This window comes from Photorhabdus kleinii (assembly GCF_025384885.1).
GTDB lineage: Bacteria > Pseudomonadota > Gammaproteobacteria > Enterobacterales > Enterobacteriaceae > Photorhabdus > Photorhabdus kayaii.
In genome coordinates, this window is the sequence record NZ_JAJAFY010000001.1 from 67826 (window position 1) to 88378 (window position 20553).

At 42.8% G+C, this 20553-nt stretch carries 24 protein-coding genes; 10 read left to right on the plus strand and 14 right to left on the minus strand.

From position 1 onward, the window contains the following. Nucleotides 1-97 precede the first annotated feature (97 nt). Together purN and purM are read right to left on the minus strand one after the other, a co-directional pair. Nucleotides 98-736, minus strand: a complete 639-nt coding sequence (gene purN, locus LG003_RS00280) for a phosphoribosylglycinamide formyltransferase (RefSeq protein ID WP_112877725.1) — start codon at nt 734-736, stop codon at nt 98-100. Then, nucleotides 733-1773, minus strand: coding sequence for a phosphoribosylformylglycinamidine cyclo-ligase (purM, locus tag LG003_RS00285; RefSeq protein ID WP_112877724.1), 1041 nt, complete (start codon nt 1771-1773; stop codon nt 733-735). Before purM ends, purN begins: the two co-directional genes overlap by 4 nt. A gap of 226 nt (nt 1774-1999) precedes the next feature. Here purM and upp point away from each other — a divergent pair, with 226 nt between their 5' ends. Both upp and uraA read left to right on the plus strand, forming a co-directional pair. Continuing rightward, nucleotides 2000-2626: a uracil phosphoribosyltransferase gene (gene upp / locus LG003_RS00290; RefSeq protein ID WP_011146979.1), complete on the plus strand. Its 627-nt coding sequence runs from the start codon at nt 2000-2002 to the stop codon at nt 2624-2626. Nucleotides 2627-2693: 67 nt separating this feature from the next. Then, complete coding sequence (uraA, locus tag LG003_RS00295) at nt 2694-3986, plus strand: uracil permease (RefSeq protein ID WP_262979931.1); 1293 nt, start codon at nt 2694-2696, stop codon at nt 3984-3986. A 77-nt stretch (nt 3987-4063) separates the two neighbouring features. Here uraA and LG003_RS00300 read toward each other — a convergent pair whose 3' ends face one another. From LG003_RS00300 to LG003_RS00335, 8 genes are all read right to left on the minus strand, one after another. After that, the gene (locus LG003_RS00300) at nt 4064-4423 is read right to left on the minus strand and encodes a type II toxin-antitoxin system PemK/MazF family toxin (RefSeq protein ID WP_262979932.1); all 360 of its coding nucleotides are present in this window, start codon (nt 4421-4423) and stop codon (nt 4064-4066) included. Beyond that, a complete protein-coding gene (locus LG003_RS00305; RefSeq protein ID WP_262979933.1) occupies nt 4423-4671 on the minus strand; it encodes an AbrB/MazE/SpoVT family DNA-binding domain-containing protein in 249 nt (82 codons plus the stop codon). The genes LG003_RS00300 and LG003_RS00305 overlap by 1 nt, the downstream gene beginning before the upstream one ends. A gap of 160 nt (nt 4672-4831) precedes the next feature. Next, entirely contained in the window at nt 4832-5236 is a 405-nt protein-coding gene (locus LG003_RS00310) for a hypothetical protein (protein WP_262979934.1), read from the minus strand. After that, nucleotides 5233-5541 carry a hypothetical protein gene (locus LG003_RS00315; protein WP_146747895.1) on the minus strand — a complete coding sequence of 103 codons (309 nt, stop codon included), beginning with the start codon at nt 5539-5541 and terminating at the stop codon, nt 5233-5235. The genes LG003_RS00310 and LG003_RS00315 overlap by 4 nt, the downstream gene beginning before the upstream one ends. Before the next feature lie 243 nt (nt 5542-5784). Beyond that, a complete protein-coding gene (locus LG003_RS00320) occupies nt 5785-7092 on the minus strand; it encodes a 6-phospho-beta-glucosidase (protein WP_112877719.1) in 1308 nt (435 codons plus the stop codon). Then, nucleotides 7089-7412, minus strand: coding sequence for a PTS lactose/cellobiose transporter subunit IIA (locus LG003_RS00325; protein ID WP_112877717.1), 324 nt, complete (start codon nt 7410-7412; stop codon nt 7089-7091). Before LG003_RS00325 ends, LG003_RS00320 begins: the two co-directional genes overlap by 4 nt. A gap of 18 nt (nt 7413-7430) precedes the next feature. Further along, nucleotides 7431-8759, minus strand: a complete 1329-nt coding sequence (locus LG003_RS00330) for a PTS sugar transporter subunit IIC (protein ID WP_262979935.1) — start codon at nt 8757-8759, stop codon at nt 7431-7433. A 29-nt stretch (nt 8760-8788) separates the two neighbouring features. Continuing rightward, nucleotides 8789-9094, minus strand: coding sequence for a PTS sugar transporter subunit IIB (locus LG003_RS00335; RefSeq protein WP_112877714.1), 306 nt, complete (start codon nt 9092-9094; stop codon nt 8789-8791). Nucleotides 9095-9465: 371 nt separating this feature from the next. On the opposite strand from LG003_RS00335, the gene LG003_RS00340 reads away from it, so the two are divergent. The 3 genes from LG003_RS00340 to hda all read left to right on the plus strand — a co-directional run bounded on the left by LG003_RS00340 (nt 9466) and on the right by hda (nt 11742). Continuing rightward, nucleotides 9466-10143, plus strand: coding sequence for a DUF2384 domain-containing protein (locus LG003_RS00340; protein ID WP_112877712.1), 678 nt, complete (start codon nt 9466-9468; stop codon nt 10141-10143). Between the two features lie 66 nt (nt 10144-10209). After that, on the plus strand, nt 10210-10800 hold the full coding sequence (locus LG003_RS00345) for an RES family NAD+ phosphorylase (protein WP_262979936.1): 591 nt from the start codon (nt 10210-10212) through the stop codon (nt 10798-10800). A 234-nt stretch (nt 10801-11034) separates the two neighbouring features. After that, nucleotides 11035-11742 (plus strand): DnaA inactivator Hda, encoded by a 708-nt coding sequence (hda, locus tag LG003_RS00350; RefSeq protein ID WP_011146972.1) that lies wholly within the window; start codon nt 11035-11037, stop codon nt 11740-11742. A gap of 39 nt (nt 11743-11781) precedes the next feature. Here hda and arsC read toward each other — a convergent pair whose 3' ends face one another. Both arsC and bepA read right to left on the minus strand, forming a co-directional pair. Continuing rightward, nucleotides 11782-12138, minus strand: a complete 357-nt coding sequence (gene arsC / locus LG003_RS00355; protein ID WP_112877710.1) for an arsenate reductase (glutaredoxin) — start codon at nt 12136-12138, stop codon at nt 11782-11784. 9 nt (nt 12139-12147) lie between these two features. Next, a complete protein-coding gene (gene bepA / locus LG003_RS00360) occupies nt 12148-13611 on the minus strand; it encodes a beta-barrel assembly-enhancing protease (protein ID WP_112877708.1) in 1464 nt (487 codons plus the stop codon). Nucleotides 13612-13739: 128 nt separating this feature from the next. Between bepA and LG003_RS00365 the strand changes: the two genes are divergently transcribed. Then, entirely contained in the window at nt 13740-14819 is a 1080-nt protein-coding gene (locus LG003_RS00365) for an AI-2E family transporter (protein WP_112877706.1), read from the plus strand. 126 nt (nt 14820-14945) lie between these two features. Here LG003_RS00365 and bcp read toward each other — a convergent pair whose 3' ends face one another. Together bcp and LG003_RS00375 are read right to left on the minus strand one after the other, a co-directional pair. Continuing rightward, nucleotides 14946-15416, minus strand: a complete 471-nt coding sequence (gene bcp, locus LG003_RS00370; RefSeq protein WP_112877704.1) for a thioredoxin-dependent thiol peroxidase — start codon at nt 15414-15416, stop codon at nt 14946-14948. A 26-nt stretch (nt 15417-15442) separates the two neighbouring features. Continuing rightward, complete coding sequence (locus tag LG003_RS00375) at nt 15443-15985, minus strand: glycine cleavage system transcriptional repressor (protein WP_112877702.1); 543 nt, start codon at nt 15983-15985, stop codon at nt 15443-15445. Nucleotides 15986-16243: 258 nt separating this feature from the next. Between LG003_RS00375 and dapA the strand changes: the two genes are divergently transcribed. The 4 genes from dapA (at nt 16244) to LG003_RS00395 (ending at nt 20282) form a co-directional block, all read left to right on the plus strand. After that, nucleotides 16244-17143: a 4-hydroxy-tetrahydrodipicolinate synthase gene (dapA, locus tag LG003_RS00380; RefSeq protein ID WP_112877700.1), complete on the plus strand. Its 900-nt coding sequence runs from the start codon at nt 16244-16246 to the stop codon at nt 17141-17143. 16 nt (nt 17144-17159) lie between these two features. Beyond that, on the plus strand, nt 17160-18209 hold the full coding sequence (bamC, locus tag LG003_RS00385) for an outer membrane protein assembly factor BamC (RefSeq protein ID WP_112877698.1): 1050 nt from the start codon (nt 17160-17162) through the stop codon (nt 18207-18209). 476 nt (nt 18210-18685) lie between these two features. Continuing rightward, nucleotides 18686-19129: a type III secretion system chaperone gene (locus LG003_RS00390; RefSeq protein WP_158537769.1), complete on the plus strand. Its 444-nt coding sequence runs from the start codon at nt 18686-18688 to the stop codon at nt 19127-19129. Beyond that, nucleotides 19116-20282: a VopS family T3SS effector adenosine monophosphate-protein transferase gene (locus LG003_RS00395; RefSeq protein ID WP_112877694.1), complete on the plus strand. Its 1167-nt coding sequence runs from the start codon at nt 19116-19118 to the stop codon at nt 20280-20282. Before LG003_RS00390 ends, LG003_RS00395 begins: the two co-directional genes overlap by 14 nt. Nucleotides 20283-20553 lie beyond the last annotated feature (271 nt).

Here is a 20553-nt window from a genome sequence, read left to right on the forward strand (position 1 = left end):
CGTCGCGATGCATCTTGAAATCCATAGGGTATAATTAATAATAGTTCGCAGTGCTGGATATGTTACCACAGCACTGTAATTAGTCGTTAATAATAGATTATTCTGCGGCATAGCCTTCTGGAGGGAGGATCTTTCCATCCAGATACGCTTTGCCATTAACCATATTTAGGCGCCCTTCGATAAACCAGTTGATAACTAATGGATAGATGTTGTGTTCCTGAGTCTGAACCCGTTTAACAACCTCATTTTCCTGATCTCCGGCAAAAATAGGAACTTTAGCTTGCAAGATCACCGGGCCGCCATCCAACTCTTCTGTTACAAAATGGACGGAAGTGCCGTGTTCTGTATCTCCATTTGCTATCGCTTTGCGGTGAGTATGCAGACCAGGATATTTGGGTAACAGAGAAGGATGAATATTTAACAGCCGGCCAAGATAGTGCTGAACAAAATCTGGCGTCAGAATACGCATATAACCCGCGAGGACCAGCAAGTCTGGTTGATACTGATCAATCACGTGTTTTAGCGCTTCATCATAAGCCTGACGATCTACATAGTTTTTCGGGCTAATGACATGGGTGGGAATATCTGCCTGTTTAGCGCGTAACAGACCGTAAGCATTTGCGGTATTACTCAATACCGCGCAAACCTGCCCATTGATTCTGTTCTGCTGGCAGGCGTCAATCACCGCCTGGAGATTGCTGCCGCTGCCAGAGATGAGTACAACGATATTTTTCATTTAATGATAACCTGTTGTTCACCCTCTTTCAGTGTCGCGATAGTGCCGATTTGCCAGGCTTTTTCACCGGCAGCAGTGAGTAATTCAATCGCGTGTTCAACGGCTGTTGGTGGTAATGCAATCACCATTCCAACACCACAGTTGAATGTACGGTACATTTCATGACGGCTGACATTGCCTGTCTGTTGCAGCCAGTTAAATATGGCCGGCCATTGCCAACTGGATTCGTTAATCTGTGCTTGGGTATTTTCAGGCAGAACACGCGGAATATTTTCCCAGAAACCGCCACCGGTTAGATGAGCAATAGCGTGAATATCAACCTGTTCAATCAAGGATAAAAGGGATTTCACATAAATTTTTGTCGGGGCGAGTAGGTGATCTGCCAATGATTTACCTTCAAGCTCTGTTGCTTCTGGATCGGTGTTGTTGACGGCCAGAATTTTGCGTATCAGAGAATAGCCGTTTGAGTGAGGGCCACTGGCGGCGAGGGCAATCAAGGCATCACCCGCCTGAACTTTACTGCCATCAATGATTTCTGATTTTTCAACCACGCCGACGCAGAAGCCGGCAACATCATAATCTTCACCGTGGTACATCCCCGGCATTTCTGCGGTTTCACCACCAACCAGAGCACAGCCGGATAATTGACAGCCTTCTGCGATACCGCTGATAACGCTGGCAGCCGTATCAACATCCAGTTTCCCGGTTGCATAGTAATCAAGGAAAAACAGGGGTTCTGCACCTTGAACAACCAGGTCATTGACACACATTGCAACTAAGTCAATGCCGATAGTGTCATGACGTTTGAGATCCATTGCCAGACGCAACTTGGTGCCGACACCATCAGTACCAGAAACCAGAATTGGCTCGCGGTATTTTTGTGGTAATGCACATAAAGCGCCAAACCCACCTAAACCGCCCATAACTTCTGGACGACGGGTCTGTTTTACAACACCTTTAATACGGTTGACTAAGGCATTACCGGCGTCGATATCGACACCGGCATCTTTATAACTGAGAGAGGTTTTGTTGGTCACTCGAAGCCCCCAAGGCGGTTGCGTTTGATAAATTAAGACAGAATAGTAGCAATTCTAACAGTCTAAGCAAACGTTTGCGAGACTCTTGTTTCGGATCTCTGTTCTCGGTAATTAGGGCTATGTTTGATGAAAATCAACGGATTGGTGGTGGTGTTATGGGTAAAAGGCGGTATAATCTCGCCGTTTTTTTGTCTGCTGGCGACATGACATACAGTAGGAGAGGTCCATGAAGATCGTTGAGGTGAATCACCCACTTGTTAAACATAAACTCGGCCTGATGCGAGCGCATGATATCAGCACCAAACGCTTTCGTGAACTGGCCGCAGAAATTGGAAGCCTTCTGACTTATGAAGCAACCGCTGATTTAGAAACAGAAAAAGTCACTATTGATGGCTGGTGTGGTCCGGTGGTAGTTGAGCAGATTAAAGGTAAAAAAATAACTGTCGTACCTATTTTGCGTGCGGGATTGGGGATGATGGATGGTGTATTGGAGAATGTTCCCAGTGCCCGGATCAGCGTCGTAGGGGTTTATCGTAATGAAGAAACCTTAGAACCTGTCCCTTATTTTCAGAAATTGGCTTCCAATATTGATGAACGTATGGCGCTGTTGGTTGACCCCATGTTGGCAACCGGTGGTTCCATGATTGCAACTATCGATTTACTGAAAAAAGCAGGCTGCCAGTCGATTAAAGTGCTAGTTTTGGTGGCTGCTCCTGAAGGTATTGCCGCGCTGGAAAAAGCCCATCCTGATGTGGAACTGTATACAGCTTCTATTGATGAGAGACTCAATGAACAGGGATACATTGTGCCTGGCTTGGGGGATGCAGGCGATAAAATATTTGGTACGAAATAATAAGTTAGCCGACTTTTGAGTCGGCTTTTTTTGGTTTTGACGCGATAATATTAAGAGGATAAATAAGATGACCCGTCGCACTATTGGAGTAGATGAGCGGCCTCCTTTTTTACAGACCATTCCACTCAGCTTCCAACATCTTTTTGCTATGTTTGGTGCGACGGTATTGGTGCCGATTTTGTTTAAAATCAACCCGGCGACAGTTCTGCTATTTAATGGTATCGGTACATTGTTGTATCTGGTGATTTGCAAAGGAAAGGTTCCGGCGTATTTGGGATCGAGCTTTGCTTTTATTTCACCGGTCTTATTGTTGTTGCCTCTGGGATATGAATTAGCCTTGGGTGGTTTTATTATATGTGGCGTGCTGTTTTGTCTGGTTTCACTGATGGTTAAGGTGGCAGGGCGAAGTTGGATTAATGCGCTGTTTCCACCTGCGGCAATGGGGGCGATTGTTGCTGTTATCGGTCTGGAACTTGCTGGTGTTGCGGCTGATATGGCGGGTTTGCGTCCGGCGGAAGGTGCCGATGTTGATTCAACAACATTGACCATTTCTCTGGTAACACTGGCGGTAACCGTTCTTGGTTCAGTTATGTTCCGTGGATTCTTGGCTATCATCCCGATTCTCATTGGCGTGTTGGTAGGTTATGCGTTGGCGTTCCTGATGGGCGTAGTTGATCTGACGCCGGTACGTGAAGCGCCGTGGTTTGCATTGCCAACTTTTTATACACCACGTTTTGAATGGTTCGCTATTATGACTATCTTGCCTGCGGCGCTGGTTGTCATAGCTGAACATGTTGGTCATTTAGTTGTGACGGCGAATATTGTGAAGAAAGATTTGCTAAAAGAGCCGGGTTTGCACCGTTCTATGTTTGCAAATGGTTTTTCAACCGTGATTTCCGGTTTCTTTGGTTCAACGCCAAATACGACTTATGGCGAGAATATTGGTGTCATGGCAATTACCAAAGTTTACAGCACCTGGGTTATTGGCGGTGCCGCGGTGCTGGCGATTTTGCTCTCCTGCGTCGGTAAATTGGCGGCAGCAATTCAGGCCGTACCAGTTCCGGTCATGGGAGGTGTCTCGCTGTTGCTTTATGGCGTTATTGGCGCATCAGGTATTCGAGTGCTGATTGATTCAAAAGTAGATTACAACAAAGCACAAAATCTTATCCTGACTTCCGTGATTCTTATCATCGGCGTCAGTGGGGCGAAAATTAATATCGGTGTTGCTGAACTTAAAGGCATGGCGCTGGCAACGATCGTAGGTATCAGTATGAGTTTGATTTTCCGTCTGGTCACGGTTTTCCGTCCCGAAGAACGATATATTGAATCTTCCGTTGAATCTGTTAAGCACGGTAAATAATAGGGCAATAAACTTGGGCTGATTTGCCCGCTTTGAGTAGTTTTCATTATGAAAAGGCGGGGATGATGGTCATTATTTTATTCGTAAGGGAGGCAGGAAAGCAAATGTTCGCCATCAATGAGAGGAATGAGTTTTAGCAGAACTTCATCGTGAAGTCCAGGTTCTGACTCAGTGATGAATTTCACTTTGCATTGCCGCCAATCTAGAGTTTGGATCAAAGTTGTTGCTACTATGCAAGGTTGTTCCAGATTAGTGACAGGTACTTCTGTAGGTGCTCCTCTTATACTGGTGCTAATAGGACAACAGATAACTAATCCAGTTAGTCGGTTATAGGTTTCATGCGATAATATGAGTGTTGGGCGATATTTGCCAATTTCTTTGCCTTTTGTTGGTTCGAAATCAAGCCAGCAAATATCTCCACGTTTAAGAACAAACATCAGTAATTGAGTTCCTTGTGATTCGGAGCTGCCAGTTCATCAGCATGCGCAGTATAAGCGGATAAGTCATTTAATAAATCAGACTCGGTTAATCGTTTCTTGACGGCTTTTTGAATAATTAATCCTTCTTCACTGATATTAATGTTTACGATATCACCTGCTTCAAAATTAGGTATCTTTTTCAGATTTCCCGATAATCGCAGAGCAATACTGTTTCCCCATTTTTGCAAAACTGCTTGAGTGCGCATATCTATGCCTCCATAAATGTCTCTTTATGTCTAGTAAGTAACATTATAACCGTATGAGTATCTACTAAGTAGATACAAAAGGAAGTCATTATCTAGGGTATCAGATTTGTTTATTGTGGAGTAAAAAAGGAGCGAAAAGCTCCCTTTAAAGTTTATCGGACTACGACCAGTTTCGTTTTCCATTGAGATACTGAATAGTACCCTTTCTTTCGGATTTTTTTAGGGCGCTGTAAGCAGATCTCATTCGTTCAGCTTTTTTAGCTACCGCTTTTTCGAGTTCAAGCTTTTCTTTTTCAGCTTGTTCGATATGTATGACATAACCCCTCCCGTTTGGATCTAACTTATCTATCATGGTAAAGCCGTTTTGTGTCACAAATCGATTAATATACCGCTTATAGACCCTGTTCAGTCGCTCATCCGCAGCTAGTAAAATGTATCCACTAGGGCTGACCGCATTATAGTGCTCATTAATCAGCCTTTCAACTGTGTACATAATCTCTATCATCTGATTATGGTTATTTGTAGGATGCCTCTCAAATAGCGTGTTATTGTTTATACCCGTCATCTTTCAAGTTGCCTCTTTGTTGGCTGCACTCGCTCACCCCGGTCACATAGTTTGCTATGCTCCCGGGGATTCACTCCCTTGCCGTCGCGATGCATCTTGAAATCAATAGGATATAAATTGTTTTTTGCATCAAATGAAACTTCAAAAAAATTATTTATATCGAAGCTGTAATTTTCAGGCAAAACGACAGAAGAATCTCTCTTTGAAATAATCTCCATTATAATCAAGGTATATTCCACGCCAGATACCTCAAAATCTGCGATATGGGCTTCGCCATATCCCAGGTTTTCTATTTTAAAAGGCATAGAATTTCTCAAAATTTAAATGTGTTGAAACTGTTATTTTCAATATTCTTCAATCAATTGATTTCAGCGCAGTATAATACAAAATCTCTTATTCAAACTTAATGTGAAAGATAAATGCGTGCGGCGCCGCAAAAAAAAGAGGTTACAAAGTTAGTTAGCGATATCTATTAGTCAGAAGTAACAGATATCGCTTTAATTTTATGCTTGTTCTGATTTCAAATTAACTAATCAGGTACCGCTTATTCATTGAAATTGCGGTAGATAATCACGGTTTATTGTTAATACGTCATCCAATAGTGGTGAAGCAATGTCTATATCGGCAACCAGTGGGTTGGTGATCAGTGCCAACAGTGCAGCATTGCGATCACCATGAATCGCTGCTTTGATCGTTAAGCGTTCATAGGTTTTTATCTGTTGTGTCAGAGCATACATACTGTCAGGTAGGCGGCCGAACGTCAGCGGGTGGGCGCCTTCTGCATTAATAATACAGTTGGTTTCAATGACAGCATCGTCCGGTAAACCTCGAATAGCACCGTGATTTGTGGTATTGACTACCAATTGGCTATCGAGATTGTTATGAATGGCGCAAATCAGATCCAATGCAACCTCAGAATAGAATGCACCACCGCGGAAACTGAGTTGTTCTGGCTTGTGATCGAGTTCTGGATCAGCATACAGTTCAAATAGTTCCTGTTCTACTTTCATGACCTGTTCTGCTCGTGTGCCTTGTTCGAACGCAGCCTCGCGCTCTTCCTGTAACATATTGCGGGCTTGGTAGAAGTAGCGGTGATAAGGGCAGGGGATTGCGCCTAGAGCCTTGAGCAGTGGTGGAGGCCAGGGCGCCTCTTGAATATTATTCATGGTTAAGACTGCGCCATTGCATAGCATATCAAGTACCTGTTGAGTTTTATCCTGACCTGCAACCAGTACTTGATGTACCCAGACCATATGATTCAGCCCGGCAAAGCGTAACTGCACATCCTGATAAGGGCGTTGTAGCATATTAGCTATCATGTGGTGCATTGTGACCGGGACATTACATAGGCCGATAATTTTTGCTTTGCTATAGCGGGAAATCGCTTCGGTAACGATCCCGGCTGGATTGGTGAAGTTAATAATCCATGCGTCTGGTGCAAGTTTTTCAACTTTATGGGCAATATCCAGCAAAACGGGGATGGTACGTAATGCTTTGGCAAAGCCGCCTACGCCGGTAGTTTCCTGACCGATCAAGCCATATTTTAGCCCCAGACGCTCGTCCGCAGCGCGAGCCGGAAGCTGGCCGACACGCAGTTGAGTTAAAATAAAATTGGCACCGCGAATGGCGTTATCTGGTGTGAAATGGACGCTGACAATAACGTGTTCCATGCCGTGACGAGCTAACATACGGCGAGTAAGCGCGGCGATAATTTCTACTTTCTGTTTTCCACCGTCAATGTCAACCAATGCCAGTTCAGATAGTGGAATATTTTTTTGGTGTTGAATAAGCCCTTCGACTAATTCAGGTGTGTAGCTGCTACCGCCACCAATAACGGCTATTTTGATTCGTTTCATACCTTTTCCTCTTGCGATGGTATTCGACGATAGAGTTCAATCATATCGCTGGCAAGATCTTGAATAACCATTGCGTTCATTAAATGATCTTGCGCATGGACGGTGATGAGATTGACAGGTAATTTACCGCAGCCTTCATCCAATCCGATGAGGGTAGTTTGAATCGTGTGTGCTTCTTTGATTGCCTGTTGGGATTCTGCCATCAGTGTTTGTGCTGTTTGAAAGTCACCGTTTCTGGCATGTTGTAATGCCATTAGTGCATGACTGCGTGCGCTTCCGGCATGAACCAGCAGTTCTACAATAGTTTTGTCTAAATCCATGTGTAAATCCTCCGAAAATTAGGGTTGGGATTGAGTTTCTACACCGGTGGATGCTGTGTTTTCTCGCTGTTTATCTTCTTCGTTGACCAACTGTTTTTCAAAAATTTTGAAGAAGGGATACCAGATAAAGAGGTCGATTATCGTGAGTATGATCACTAGCACTGCCGCACGATAATCCCAGGCGGCGGAAATCATTGCGCCGAATGGCGCCGGTGTAGTCCAGGGCGAAATAGCGACCATTTTATGCACCAGGTCAAGATGCAGGACGCTGTAGGACAATACTGCATTGACCAATGGCACAACCAGTAATGGAATGAATAAGGTTGGATTCATCACAATCGGTGAGCCAAACAGTAGTGGTTCGTTAATATTGAATATGGACGGAACCACGCTCAGTTTTCCGATAGTACGCAAATGCATAGAACGGCTGCGCAGATAAAGAATCGCCAGAACCAGTGTAGAACCAGAGCCACCAATACAGATATAAAACGACCAGTAAGGGTCAGTAAAAATGTGTGTTGTAGCAGTACCTTGAGCCATTAATGTTGCATTGGCAGCAATATTTGCCATAAAAATAGGGGCCATCAAGCCAGTGACAATATTAGCGCCATGAATACCGGCAAACCACAGTAGGTTAGTAATGAGTAGTGCCAATATAATGGCAGGTAGAGTATCACCGACGGAAATGAGTGGGTGGAACATCTGCATTATGGCTGCGGGAATAAGTAGATTGAATTCACTCTGTAATAGCAAGCTGGCGGGATAAACTGTCAGCAAGATACCTATGACTGGGTACAGAAGTTCAAAAGAACGGGCGATTGCTGGTGGCACTTGTGTTGGCATTCTGATGGTAATGTTATATTTTTTTAGTAAACGCGTTAGTTCAACTGACCAGATAGCGCAAATTAATGCGGTAAATACACCTGCGCCACCGAGGAAATCGAGTGCTATTTTGTTTTCTATTTGTGGTGCTGCTGCTAGCAAAAACGCCATTAGTGACAGTAAAGCCGAAGTTAACCCGTCCAGACCGTAGGATTTAGCTAAACTGTAGGCGGTACCGACCGAAACAAAGACACTCATTAATCCCATCGTCATAAAGTAAGGCATTGTGATGGTGTCCCAGTGAGTTTTGGCAAAGGACAACCAAGCTTGGCCGAATGAGGATGCAGTCTGTAAATCGAAGGGTGGGTTTGCCACAATTAACATTATGCTGCCGATGATCAAAAATGGCATGGCTGAGATAAAGCCGTCACGCATTGCTGTAATATGCCGCTGGTTACCGATTCGCCCGGCAAACGGGATAATGTGGTTTTCTAAAACACGCATAAAAGAGGTATAGAGACTCATGAGGGTACTCCGCGTGATGATGAAATTGCTTATTCCAACAGGCTTAATGCCTTATCGAGAACCTTATCACCACGAAGAGTGCCATAATCCATCATGTCAATAACGTCTATTGGTTTACCAAGTGGTTTGGCGATAGCGGAAAAATGGGCCAATTGATACCTCACCTGTGGGCCGAGTAAAACAACGTCAGCGTCGGCTATCATGTGTTCTAATTCAACCGTGGGAACAGCCTTGATCTCGATGTCCAATGCCCGTTTTATCACTTCTGCCTGCATGCGTTGTACCAGCATGCTGGTGGACATACCGGCAGCACAACACAATAGGATTTTTTTCATTGTTCAATCTCCAGTTTGTTATATCGTTTCTTATGGGATAAGTGGTTGATGAGAGCTTTCACTTTTTATTAAGACTAGCAACTTATGTTAAATATGTTGCGATTTTGTTCGCATATTAATCAAGAATAGTTTAAGGAATAGCGATAGAATGTGATCTTCGTTTGGATTGTACATAGTGTGAAAATGTCAAGTTATGTAGGACGTTGCAGCGAGATTTCTCACTTATGGAATGAGGGTGAGTGCTTGTTTATACCTTGTATGGTTATCGGCTATGGATCGTTAATCTTTGCCTTTTTCATAAATACGCCATATCATCCATATAACTAATATATGCAAAATACGAACTCAAGTAGATACAATATGGAGGCAGTATGATTACTAAATCCCAAACTAAGTCGAAGCATGTCAGCTTTAACTTTCTTTCAATGGATACCATTGAGTTGTCAAACAATAAGGATGTTGCTAAGCATATCAATTTGTCTGATATTCCCGTTGATGAGGCAGATCAATATGTTGTCGTGAAATTGCCAAGATCAATTGATTATTATGATATTAAGCTTGCAATAGCTAGCGCGGTAACTGCTGTCACTACATTCAATAAGCACAAACATTTGCCTTTGGTGACTGAACCATCTGAAAGTGAATTTGCTTACCGTAATGAAGCACGCCTCGAAAAATTAAAAAATCAGATCCTTACTGATTCAAAGTGGCTAACTGCAAGTGAACTTAGCAGATTAACCGGATCTAAATCGATTAATTCCAGCGCTGCGGCAAATCGGTTGAAAAAGTCGAAAAAAATATTCGCATTGCCCATTAATGGTAAAGATCTATTCCCGTTGTATGCTCTAGACGAAGGCGGCCAGCCGTTACCTGTGATAAAAAATGTTATTGAGCTGTTTAAGAACAAAACGCCCTGGTCAATAGCTATTTGGTTTGGTACACCAAATAGTTGGCTCAGTAATAAAAAGCCAAAGGATCTTTTATTAACTCAACTTGATGATGTTTATATGGCAGCCAAAGAAGAAGTTGAAGGGCCACGTCATGGTTGATGATGAAAAGGAGCTTCAAGAAAATATACCATTTCCTCCAGAGAATACAGGAGTTAAGGTTCAAAAGTGGAAAGCTGGTACACCTATGAACGTATTCATAGAATTAAGTTTAAAGGGATTGAATTTAATCCTGGCATTGGCAATGCTCGTTTTAGCCCGTTCAAAAATAATGGAATTTTCATTCCGACAATCTATGGTGGTGAAAATATAGGAGTAGCTATTATGGAGACGATTTTACATGATATTCCATTGAATTGCTCCGGTATACCTGTTTATCTTGGTAAACTAGATGACTTAGTGCGTAGCCAAATTATTCCGAGAAAAAATATCAAGTATGTGGATATCAATCCACGAATACTGAAGAAGTGGGGAATTATTCAGTGCCAGCTAGTAGAATCAGAAGCATCGGATTATCATATTACTCGGAGATGGGCAGCCCAAATTTATCATGATAATCCTGATGCTCAAGCAATTCGATGGTCTTCTAAGCAGCACGGTGGCAAAGCGATAATAATTTTTGGGGATCGAGTAAAAGAAGGCGATTTGAGTGTGTCTATTGAATCTGAGCCAGCAGCTACTTCTAAAGAAGTTAACGAAAAACTTAAAGACCTTGCCGATGAGATGGAGTTAGTTCTGGTGCCTAAAAATATTACATAAATATCCGCTGATTTTCATCATTAGGGTAGTTTTTAAGTCGTTCGATTAAACTATTATTTTACAAGTGGTTGCGGGCTGTTCTGTGTTATGACGAAATATTATGCTCTTCTGGGGCTGAAATGGATTTAACTTATTGAATCCTAAAAATAGTTTTTTTATTCTTTACCTATACAGTTCATTTACAACTATTTTCTGTGATAAACTTGTTGGCGTTTATTACCAGCTCTGTTTGAGGTGCTTCTGAACACACCATCGCAGCTTTCGTTACCTTTGTATCTTCCCGATGATGAAACTTTTGCCAGTTTCTTTCCGGGGGAAAATGCCACCCTGTTAGCTGCAATCAAATTGGCCATTAATCAGCCGCATGGCAGCTATATTTATTTCTGGTCCCGTGACAGTGGGGGCCGAAGTCATTTGTTGCATGCCGCCTGTGCTGAGTTGTCCCTGAAAGATGAAGCTGTGGGCTATGTTCCGCTGGATAAACGTGCCTATTTTATCCCTGAGGTGCTTGATGGCATGGAACACTTATCACTGGTTTGTATTGATAATATTGAGAGTATTGCTGGTGATGAAGAGTGGGAAATGGCAATTTTCAATCTTTATAATCGCATCCTGGAGATCGGTCGCACATGTTTGCTTATTAGCGGCGATCGCCCACCTCGCCAGATTAATCTTAAGTTACCTGATTTGGCTTCTCGTCTGGATTGGGGGCAAATTTATAAATTACAACCGCTTTCTGATGATGAGAAATTACAAGCCTTGCAATTGCGAGCGAAGTTACGCGGCTTTGAATTGCCAGAAGATGTAGGGCGCTTTTTATTGAAAAGATTAGACAGAGAAATGCGGACTCTGTTTATGGCATTGAATCAGTTAGATCACGCTTCGATAGTGGCCCAGCGCAAGCTGACGATTCCATTTGTGAAGGATATTTTGCACCTTTAAAGATGATGGTGATGTCACCATCATCATATCTATTCTTAATCAATTAAGAATTTCTTTTACTTTTTCCGGTGGGCGCCCAAGTCTGGCTTTATCACCGCAAACCACGATTGGGCGTTCAATCAGTTTAGGGTTGGCAATTATCGTTTTCAGTAAATCATGCTGAGTAAGTTTTTCATCAGCCAAATTCAACTCCTTGTATAGATCTTCTTTTGTTCTCATCAATTGGCGTGCATCATGAAAACCAAGCTGTTCTAGCAGAACGGATAATTGCTCTACAGTGAGAGGAACCTCCAGATAAAGAATAATCTGTGGCTTAATTCCTCGTTCTTCAATAAGTGCCAAAGTTTCACGGCTTTTTGAGCAGCGGGGATTATGATAAATTGTCACCTGTTGCATGAGAATTCCTTAACGTTTGTATTGACTGTAACGCTGTTGTAGCTGGCGTAATTGATCGATACGAGCATCATAACGTGCTTGATCGTAACTACCTAATTTTACCAGTGCGCTGGCACTACTGAGGTATTTGATGGCATTGCCAAACTGACCGCGAAGTGCCATTTCTTCAGCATGCGCTGATAATTCTTCATGGCGTTTTCCTTGTTTGGCGGCAGCTTCGGCTATCAGGCGCCAACCGTTGGGATCATCTGGATTATTGAATGTATAGCGATGGAGCAGTTTTAAAGCCTGTTGATATTGTTTTGCGTGAATAAGTGCATTAGCGAGATTGATTTGCAATACCAAATTGTCCTTTTGTTTCTGCAAAGCGTTCTGTAACCGGGTGATAGCCTGAGCAATTCGGTTCTGTTCAATGTCGATATCAGTCATTGTGTCAATGTACCAGACATTATCCGGTTGTTTTGCTAACAGTGGTTCTAGAATAGCCCGTGCCTCAGTGTATTTTTTATCTTGAGAAAGCAAGATTGCTCGGCCATAAGCGGCGGCAAGTTGCTCTTTAGCTGTGCCTCTCCGATAATTTTCTAAAATTTGCTCAAGATAGTCGCGTTGCTCGGTGGTGTACATGCCCATAACACGAACTCTGGCGAACAGAAAATCTTGAGATTGTGGAATGTTCTGGGCCGGGTATTGATTAGCGCGGTTACGTGCATCAGCAAGGCGGCTGTCAGGTAACGGGTGGGTGAGTAGCATTTCTGGTGGCTTAGAACTGTAACGGGTTTGATCTACCATGATTTGCATAAAATCTGGCATACCTTGAGGATCAAAGCCAGCTTTACGTAATGTCTGCATGCCAATACGATCAGCTTCTTGTTCATTGGATTGAGTAAAACTGATCATACCTTGTTGTATACCGGCAATAGTGCCGCTGAGGGCTGCCATCCCTGCTTGTGGGCTAGCCATTAGCAAAAGAATAGAACCCAACGTACCTGCCCAGGCTAGCGGTGCTGTACGTTGCTGATCTTCCATCATTCGCGCTAGGTGGCGTTGAGTAACGTGGGAAATTTCGTGAGCCATTACGGAGGCAAGCTCGCTTTCATTACGACTATAACGAAAAAGTGCAGCATGGAGTACTACATTACCGCCAAAGAAAGCATAAGCGTTGATATTCGGGTTATCAATCAGATAGAAATGGAAAGGCGTTTTAACTGAGTCTGCATGAGCCACTAGCCTTTGTCCAAGGGCATTAATGTATTGTGTCAATAATGGGTCATAAATCAGCGGAGCGTTGTCACGCATTTGGCGAGCGTAGAAATCGCCCATTGCCAGTTCCTGATTGATGCTCAGGATTGAACCTGCCGTGGTACCGATATCCGGCAATGAATCTTCAATGGAGGCGCTGAGAACAGGGGAGCTTGTTAGCAATAATGTACTGATTAATATTGCTGTCAGAGATTGATTAGACATTATTTTCATAAAACAAAAATGCTCTCATTTGACCATCGTTTTAGATAATGCGTGTATGATAAACAAGGGTACCTTAAAAATTAATCAATTTTTAAGAAAAATAGAAATATGAATATTGCTATCAAGGAGCCTGGTCAATGCTGGATATGATTATACAGTGGTATCGCCGTCGGTTTACTGATCCGCAAGTTATTGCGTTATTTGTTATCTTGTTGGCAGGGTTTTGCATTATTTATTTCTTACATGGCATTTTGACACCTTTGCTGGTGGCGATTGTTCTTGCCTATTTGTTGGAATGGCCAACGGCTAAACTTGAAAGACTGGGATGTTCGCGCACAGTGGCTGTTTGTATTGTGCTGATTATTTTTTCCAGTATTAGTTTGTTGGTCATCTTGATTGTGGCGCCAACTGTATGGCAGCAGGGAATTAATCTGTTGTCAGATATACCCAATATGCTTAATCGGTTTAATGAATATGCCCAGACATTACCAGCCCGTTATCCGGCTTTGGTTGATGCTGGCATCATTGATATGATGGCCGAAAATTTGCGCAGTAAGATTTCAACTGCTGGAGAGTCTGTAGTGAAATTTTCGGTGGCTTCACTGATTGGTTTGTTAACGCTGGCTATCTATCTGATTCTTGTGCCACTGATGGCCTTCTTCTTGCTAAAAGATAAAAACCAGATGTTGCAAGCATTGCAACGGGTCCTGCCACGTAACCGCATTTTGGCCGGGCAGGTATGGCGCGAGATGAACCAGCAAATCACTAACTATATTCGGGGTAAAGTCACCGAGATGGTGATCGTCGGTATTTGTACCTACGCGGTGTTTGCATTTCTTGGATTGGATTATTCATTGCTGCTTTCTGTTTTGGTTGGGCTGTCAGTGTTAATTCCTTATGTGGGTGCGTTGATTGTCACGATTCCTGTTGTACTGGTTGCGCTATTTCAATGGGGAGTCGGAACAGATTTCTGGACTTTGATTATTGCCTATTTGGTTGTTCAGGGGCTGGATGGTAACTTGCTGGTGCCGATTTTATTCTCTGAAGCCGTAAACTTGCACCCGTTGGTAATCATTCTTTCTGTGATTACTTTTGGTGGTTTGTGGGGATTTTGGGGCGTATTTTTTGCTATTCCGCTGGCGACGCTGATTAAAGCGGTGATCCAGGCCTGGCCGGAAGATATAGTTATAATAGAAGACGATGAAATAAAAGAGTAAATTTATTTTTAATGATGCGGGTACCCGTTATTAGAGGAAGCACGGGTTGGTGATATCCCTCCCGTACTTGCCCCTGGCATCTTGAGCTGTTAAATGAGCGTGATTAAATTTTGAGTCATTTTCTATTTAAGGGTGCAGTTTCAGATAATCCACCACGATTTGGTGGTGATCACTGGTCTTAAATTTATCAAAAACGTACTCGATATTACCGTTGGTATCAATCAGGAAACTGATACGGTGGATACCATCGTAGGTTTTTCCCATAAATTGTTTCTTGCCCCAGACACCAAACTGTTCAGCAACTTGGTGATCCTCGTCGGACAACAATGTGAAGTTCAGCATTTCTTTCTCCACAAAGCGTGACAATTTACTTGGGTTATCTGTGCTAATGCCTAGCACTTCAACACCTGATTCCTTTAATGTATCCATTTCATCGCGCAGACCACAGGCTTGTACAGTACAACCAGGAGTCATTGCTTTAGGGTAAAAATAGACTAAAACACGCTGGCCTTCGAAATCAGATAAATTGATTGTTTCTCCATCTTGGTCAGGAAGGCTGAACTGAGGGGCCTTATCACCGGCTTTCAATGGGTTCATCCCGTATTCTCCGTTTAATCTTTCAACTAAAGTGGTTCAAGAATACTAATACTGCCTTGTGCATTTAGATCTGTACATAACTTATTAAACGCCTGCTTAATAATTATGCCGTCATCCTCTAGGCTGTGGGCGGTAATCTGGATCTGCAACCGAGCAGGGATATCGCCTTCTGGTGGATGTGTTTTTGATACCAGTTCAGCAATATTAAAATCCTGTGTAGTAAACAGATTGGTAAACTGCTCAACAATACCGGATGAATCATCAACATCAACCTTAACGGAAACCGTGGAAGGAAATGTTGTGTGGGTATCGCACTTTGTGCGTTTCATTACAATAAGAAGATCGAGCTCGGCCCCTTTCTGTGGCAGTGAGGATTCAATCATTGTGATAGCGTTCCAACTACCGGAAAGTAGCATAATGAAGGTGAATTCCTCGCCAAACATGGCTAATCGGCTGTCTTCAATGTTACAACCACACTCACTCACAAGACGAGTAATGGTGTTGACGATACCAGAACGGTCAGCGCCTAAAGCGGTTATAACGAGAAAATGTTGTTCTGATTGTGGCAAAGTCACTTTTCCTTCTCTGCTGTGGTTTCGTTAAGGTAAACATAAAAAGGCTATGCTGCCAAGGTCAATTGCATCAAAGTTGCTCTATTGTATTCCCATTCTCTATCATTGAATTTCAATAAATTACTTTGGTTATCACTTCTTTTTAACAGAGGTTATCTGGTATTAACAAAATTCATTGAAATCCTGTGTTAAATAGTTTCCTTCTGAATGACTAAAAAGTACCATGGAGTTCTTGTTTGTATAGGGGGTTATGTAATGTCTAGCGGGAGATTTGAATTTACAGGTAGCATTGTTGCGCTGGTAACACCAATGGATGCGAGTGGTCAGGTTGATAAGGCCAGTTTGAAAAAGTTAATCGATTACCATGTTGCTAGTGGGACATCAGCGATAGTCTCGGTAGGGACAACCGGAGAATCTGCTACATTGAGTCATGATGAACACGGTGATGTTGTTTTGACAACCGTAGAATTGGCTGATGGGCGTATTCCGGTTATTGCCGGAACAGGTGCAAATGCGACTGCTGAGGCAATATCCCTAACGAAACGTTTTGAAAACAGTGGCGTTGTTGGTTGCCTAACGGTAACGCCTTATTATAATAAGCCGTCGCAGGAAGGTTTATATCAGCATTTTAAAACGATTGCTGAAAATACGGATTTACCACAAATTTTGTATAATGTGCCTTCTCGTACCGGGTGTGATCTGCTGCCATCAACTGTAGCGCGTTTGGCGAAGATTAAAAATATTGTCGCAATTAAAGAAGCTACAGGGAACTTAAATCGCGTTAGTCAAATCCAAGAATTGGTTAATGATGATAGTTTCATCTTATTGAGTGGTGATGATACAAGTGGGTTGGATTTTATTCAGCTTGGTGGCAAAGGGGTTATTTCTGTTACTGCAAACATTGCAGCGCCTGATGTTGCTAAGTTTTGTGAATTGGCATTAAACGGCCAGTTTGCAGAGGCGCGTAAGTTAAATAACCGTCTGATGGATTTACACCGTCAGCTATTTGTTGAACCTAACCCGATTCCAGTTAAATGGGGATGTCACAAATTGGGTTTGATTGCTGATGACACCGTGCGTCTGCCGATGACGCCATTGACGGATGCAGGAAAAGTCTCAGTTGAAAAAGCCTTGAAAATGGCCGGATTATTGTAAAATTTAGGGAATTTTAATGGCAATATTGTTGCAAAAATCGAAGGTGATGAAGGTTGCTGGTATGTCACTTGTCATGTTATTGGCAGCTTGTTCCAGCGACCAGAGCTATAAGCGCCAAGTCAATGATGATGAGACATATCTTGAAACACCTCCCCGGAAGGCGTTGAAAGTTCCTGCGGGTATGGTATTGCCATTGCAGAATGGTGAATATGATATTCCAGCAATAGCCTCTAAAGGGCAGGTTGGGAAAGCGCTTGATATTCGCCCGCCATCTCAGGCGCTAGCCCTATTGAGTGGTTCCCGTACTGAAAACAGTGTAAAGAGCAGTAAGTTGCTACTTGAAAGCACTCCTGAGAATAGTCATCTGTGGTCACAGATTAACAATGTGCTATTGAAAAAAGGTTTCCAAGTTAGCCAACGTGATGATGCTAGCCAGACATTGACAACCGATTGGATCGATTGGCCGCGAGCAGATGAAAATGTTCCATATCAGACTCGTCATCGTATTAGTGTTGCACGCCAGAGCTATCAGATTGAATTATCCGTGACTAATGAAGGGCTGAGACAAGGTGATCATCAGATAACTGATCCTCTTGAAATCCAACGTTATAACGCACTGATGCTCAATGAATTAATTGAAGGTGTAAATCAGCAGCGTGAACGTATTAGCGATGACTCTGTGGCGCGTAATCTAGGTTCATTGGACGTACAGAGTGGTGGTGATACATCTGGATTACCTCAGATGATTGTTCGGGCGCCATATAATATTGTTTGGGATAGATTACCGGCAGCACTGGAAAAAGTAGGTATGAAAGTGGGTAGCCGCAGCCGTTCAACGGGTTCTATTACTGTAACTTATAAAAGCCTCAGTTCATCTAGTTGGAAATCAATGGGTGTTAATGAACCATCCATTAGTGAAGGTGATTACAAATTACAGGTTGGTGATTTGAATAACCGGAGCAGCTTACAGTTTATTAGTGATAAAGGTAAGCCGTTGACCCAATCACAAAATGATGAATTGGTAGCGGCGTTGAAGGCTGCTTTCAGCCAGACCACAGGATTATAGGTCTAATAAAGGGGGGTGAAAAGCCCCTCAGATTATTGACAAAGCGCTGGCCGTTTGGTGAGCGCTTTGATTTGATTATAAATTTATATAAAAAACGAGTTTGACGCGCGATTAAGAAGCCCCCCAGCGCAATTTCTCCACGAAAGGATACCTCTGAAAAGTTGGCGCCTAAATATTATCTAGTCTATGGAATTGATTCGATTGTCAATTTTGCATTTATCTATGGTAAAGCTGTTATACCCTATGGATTTCAAGATGCATCGCGACGGCAAGGGAGCGAATCCCCAGGAGCATAGCTAACTATGTGACTGGGGTGAGTGAGTGCAGCCAACAAAGAGGCAACTTGAAAGATAACGGGTATATAACTGCTTAATATTGGTTGCCAATATACAAAAGATAGACTAGATCTGACAGCCATCATATTGCTGAAAGCTTAAAATCCTATCATCAAAATGATTGGGTTTCCTTTCTCCACTATGAATGATTATCTCACTAATATATTAATGACCGAACTGGCAGCCAAATTGGGTATGAATGGACTCTCTTTTGATGAAGAGGGAAATTGCTTCTTACTCATCGATAACGCTATGCCTGTTATTTTGCGTCGCCAAGAAGAATATTTAGTCATTATTGGCCAGATAGATATGGTACTTCCAGATTCAGCCGATGCTGACACTCTTCGTTATTTGCTCAATATAGCACTTAATCCATTAAATAATCAGTTACCTAGTGTTGGTTGGCATCAAGAGCTTGGGGTCGTTGCGTATAGAATATTACCCTTGCTACATCTAACGGCCAATAAGTTGGAACATGAATTGTCTGAATTTATTACTTGGGCAAATACATTTCCATCGTCACTATCACAGAAAAATACCTTGCCGTCGTCTTATGACAGGAGAATAATTTATGATCGAATTTAAAAATCTTACCGCATTACAACATGCCTCATCACAAATACAAGAGCAGGTTCGTAACGAAGGTAAATTGCAAATTGCTGGCCATGAATACCATATTAATGCAGACCTGCAACAGGTTTTGCGTACGCATCCAAAAAGCAATCAACTTGCCCGTTTCTTTGAGGGGGTAAGTAAATTTTTCTTGCATGGCAGTAGTGCCTCAGTGGCTAAAGAGGTGACTAAAACCCTCTTTTCTACCGAAGGAGCACAACAGCAGCGTCTACAGAGCACAGATTCGGTTAGCCATGCTCGTATGTTGTTTAAGGATGGCAGTTTACGGACACTAGAACAAGTACTAGAGAAATTAAGAACAGTAGATACACATAAAATGACAGAAGACATGTTGGCTGAACATACGCTTTTGCTACAGCGTACTATGTCAGAGTCGCTACAAAATACAGAAACCGGTAAAAAATTACAGGATCTGATGGGACATCAGGCAACAGCTCAATTGACCAACAAATTGGTTGCCCCTAAGCAGGAGTTTGTCAGTCTTGAACAATTGCGTAAGCAACCTTCGGCTGCTAATGCTGTTGCCAGTCTTGAGCCAGTTTTGATGATGGAAGAGAAGCACTTGCTGGCAGCTCAACATCATCAAGAAGTAATAAGAGGCCAAGATCTTAATCAGGGCATTTATGCAGAAATTCTTCCTGAAGAGTCTTATAACCCAAATAAGCTAACTGATAATGTTGACCGCGCTGCCGCCTGGATCCTTAAGGCATCCAGTTCAAAGGGGAACGAATGGAGTAACTTCACCGCGCTACTCAAGGAGTATACCCATAATGGAAAAGATCTCACTGATAGCCAAGTTCTTAAGGAGCTTCATCATAGACTGGTTCCAAACATAGAGCGTGATTATCGTGGTCCAGCAATTAGCGGTGGGAGCCTTCCTTCCAGTGTAGGCGGTGCAGCAATGCTGGCACATCATTTAGAGACATTGGATAAGGAAGATCCCCAGATTGGGAAACAGCTCTTTGCTGCTGTCGTCGGTTTTCACGGTTTCACTGATGGTAATGGTAGGATGGGACGTCTCCTCTATGCACTGACAGAACTGAGAGCGGGTCAATTTTCGCCCCTTTCTCTCCAGACAGAAAATGTTTTGCACGGGATCAAGTGAAAATAGGCCTGCGTATGCAGGCCAGCTTATTGACCTGGCGCTGTGTTAAGTGTCCCCTTCATGTAATTTCTCCCTGAGACTCAGGAAATTCAAGTTAATATCGCTTACTACCGTTGGTTACCATACTGCTAAGGTATTCACAATATTTTGGCTTTGTAACTGCTTAGAAATTTAGAAATGCAGAATTGATTAATTTTTTTATTAGCTTTATTTACGGATGGACTTTTGGGGTAAGTTTTTTGACGGTTATCAGCTTGCCTTGAGACTGATT

Coding starts and splice junctions, on each gene's coding strand:
- purN (WP_112877725.1), bottom strand. CDS start 736: ATGAAAAATATCGTTGTACTCATCTCTGGCAGCGGCAGCAATCTCCAG.
- upp (WP_011146979.1), top strand. CDS start 2,000: ATGAAGATCGTTGAGGTGAATCACCCACTTGTTAAACATAAACTCGGC.
- uraA (WP_262979931.1), top strand. CDS start 2,694: ATGACCCGTCGCACTATTGGAGTAGATGAGCGGCCTCCTTTTTTACAG.
- LG003_RS00300 (WP_262979932.1), bottom strand. CDS start 4,423: ATGTTTGTTCTTAAACGTGGAGATATTTGCTGGCTTGATTTCGAACCA.
- LG003_RS00305 (WP_262979933.1), bottom strand. CDS start 4,671: ATGCGCACTCAAGCAGTTTTGCAAAAATGGGGAAACAGTATTGCTCTG.
- LG003_RS00310 (WP_262979934.1), bottom strand. CDS start 5,236: ATGACGGGTATAAACAATAACACGCTATTTGAGAGGCATCCTACAAAT.
- LG003_RS00315 (WP_146747895.1), bottom strand. CDS start 5,541: ATGCCTTTTAAAATAGAAAACCTGGGATATGGCGAAGCCCATATCGCA.
- LG003_RS00320 (WP_112877719.1), bottom strand. CDS start 7,092: ATGAAACGAATCAAAATAGCCGTTATTGGTGGCGGTAGCAGCTACACA.
- LG003_RS00325 (WP_112877717.1), bottom strand. CDS start 7,412: ATGGATTTAGACAAAACTATTGTAGAACTGCTGGTTCATGCCGGAAGC.
- LG003_RS00330 (WP_262979935.1), bottom strand. CDS start 8,759: ATGAGTCTCTATACCTCTTTTATGCGTGTTTTAGAAAACCACATTATC.
- LG003_RS00335 (WP_112877714.1), bottom strand. CDS start 9,094: ATGAAAAAAATCCTATTGTGTTGTGCTGCCGGTATGTCCACCAGCATG.
- LG003_RS00340 (WP_112877712.1), top strand. CDS start 9,466: ATGATTACTAAATCCCAAACTAAGTCGAAGCATGTCAGCTTTAACTTT.
- arsC (WP_112877710.1), bottom strand. CDS start 12,138: ATGCAACAGGTGACAATTTATCATAATCCCCGCTGCTCAAAAAGCCGT.
- bepA (WP_112877708.1), bottom strand. CDS start 13,611: ATGAAAATAATGTCTAATCAATCTCTGACAGCAATATTAATCAGTACA.
- LG003_RS00365 (WP_112877706.1), top strand. CDS start 13,740: ATGCTGGATATGATTATACAGTGGTATCGCCGTCGGTTTACTGATCCG.
- bcp (WP_112877704.1), bottom strand. CDS start 15,416: ATGAACCCATTGAAAGCCGGTGATAAGGCCCCTCAGTTCAGCCTTCCT.
- dapA (WP_112877700.1), top strand. CDS start 16,244: ATGTCTAGCGGGAGATTTGAATTTACAGGTAGCATTGTTGCGCTGGTA.
- bamC (WP_112877698.1), top strand. CDS start 17,160: ATGGCAATATTGTTGCAAAAATCGAAGGTGATGAAGGTTGCTGGTATG.
- LG003_RS00390 (WP_158537769.1), top strand. CDS start 18,686: ATGAATGATTATCTCACTAATATATTAATGACCGAACTGGCAGCCAAA.
- LG003_RS00395 (WP_112877694.1), top strand. CDS start 19,116: ATGATCGAATTTAAAAATCTTACCGCATTACAACATGCCTCATCACAA.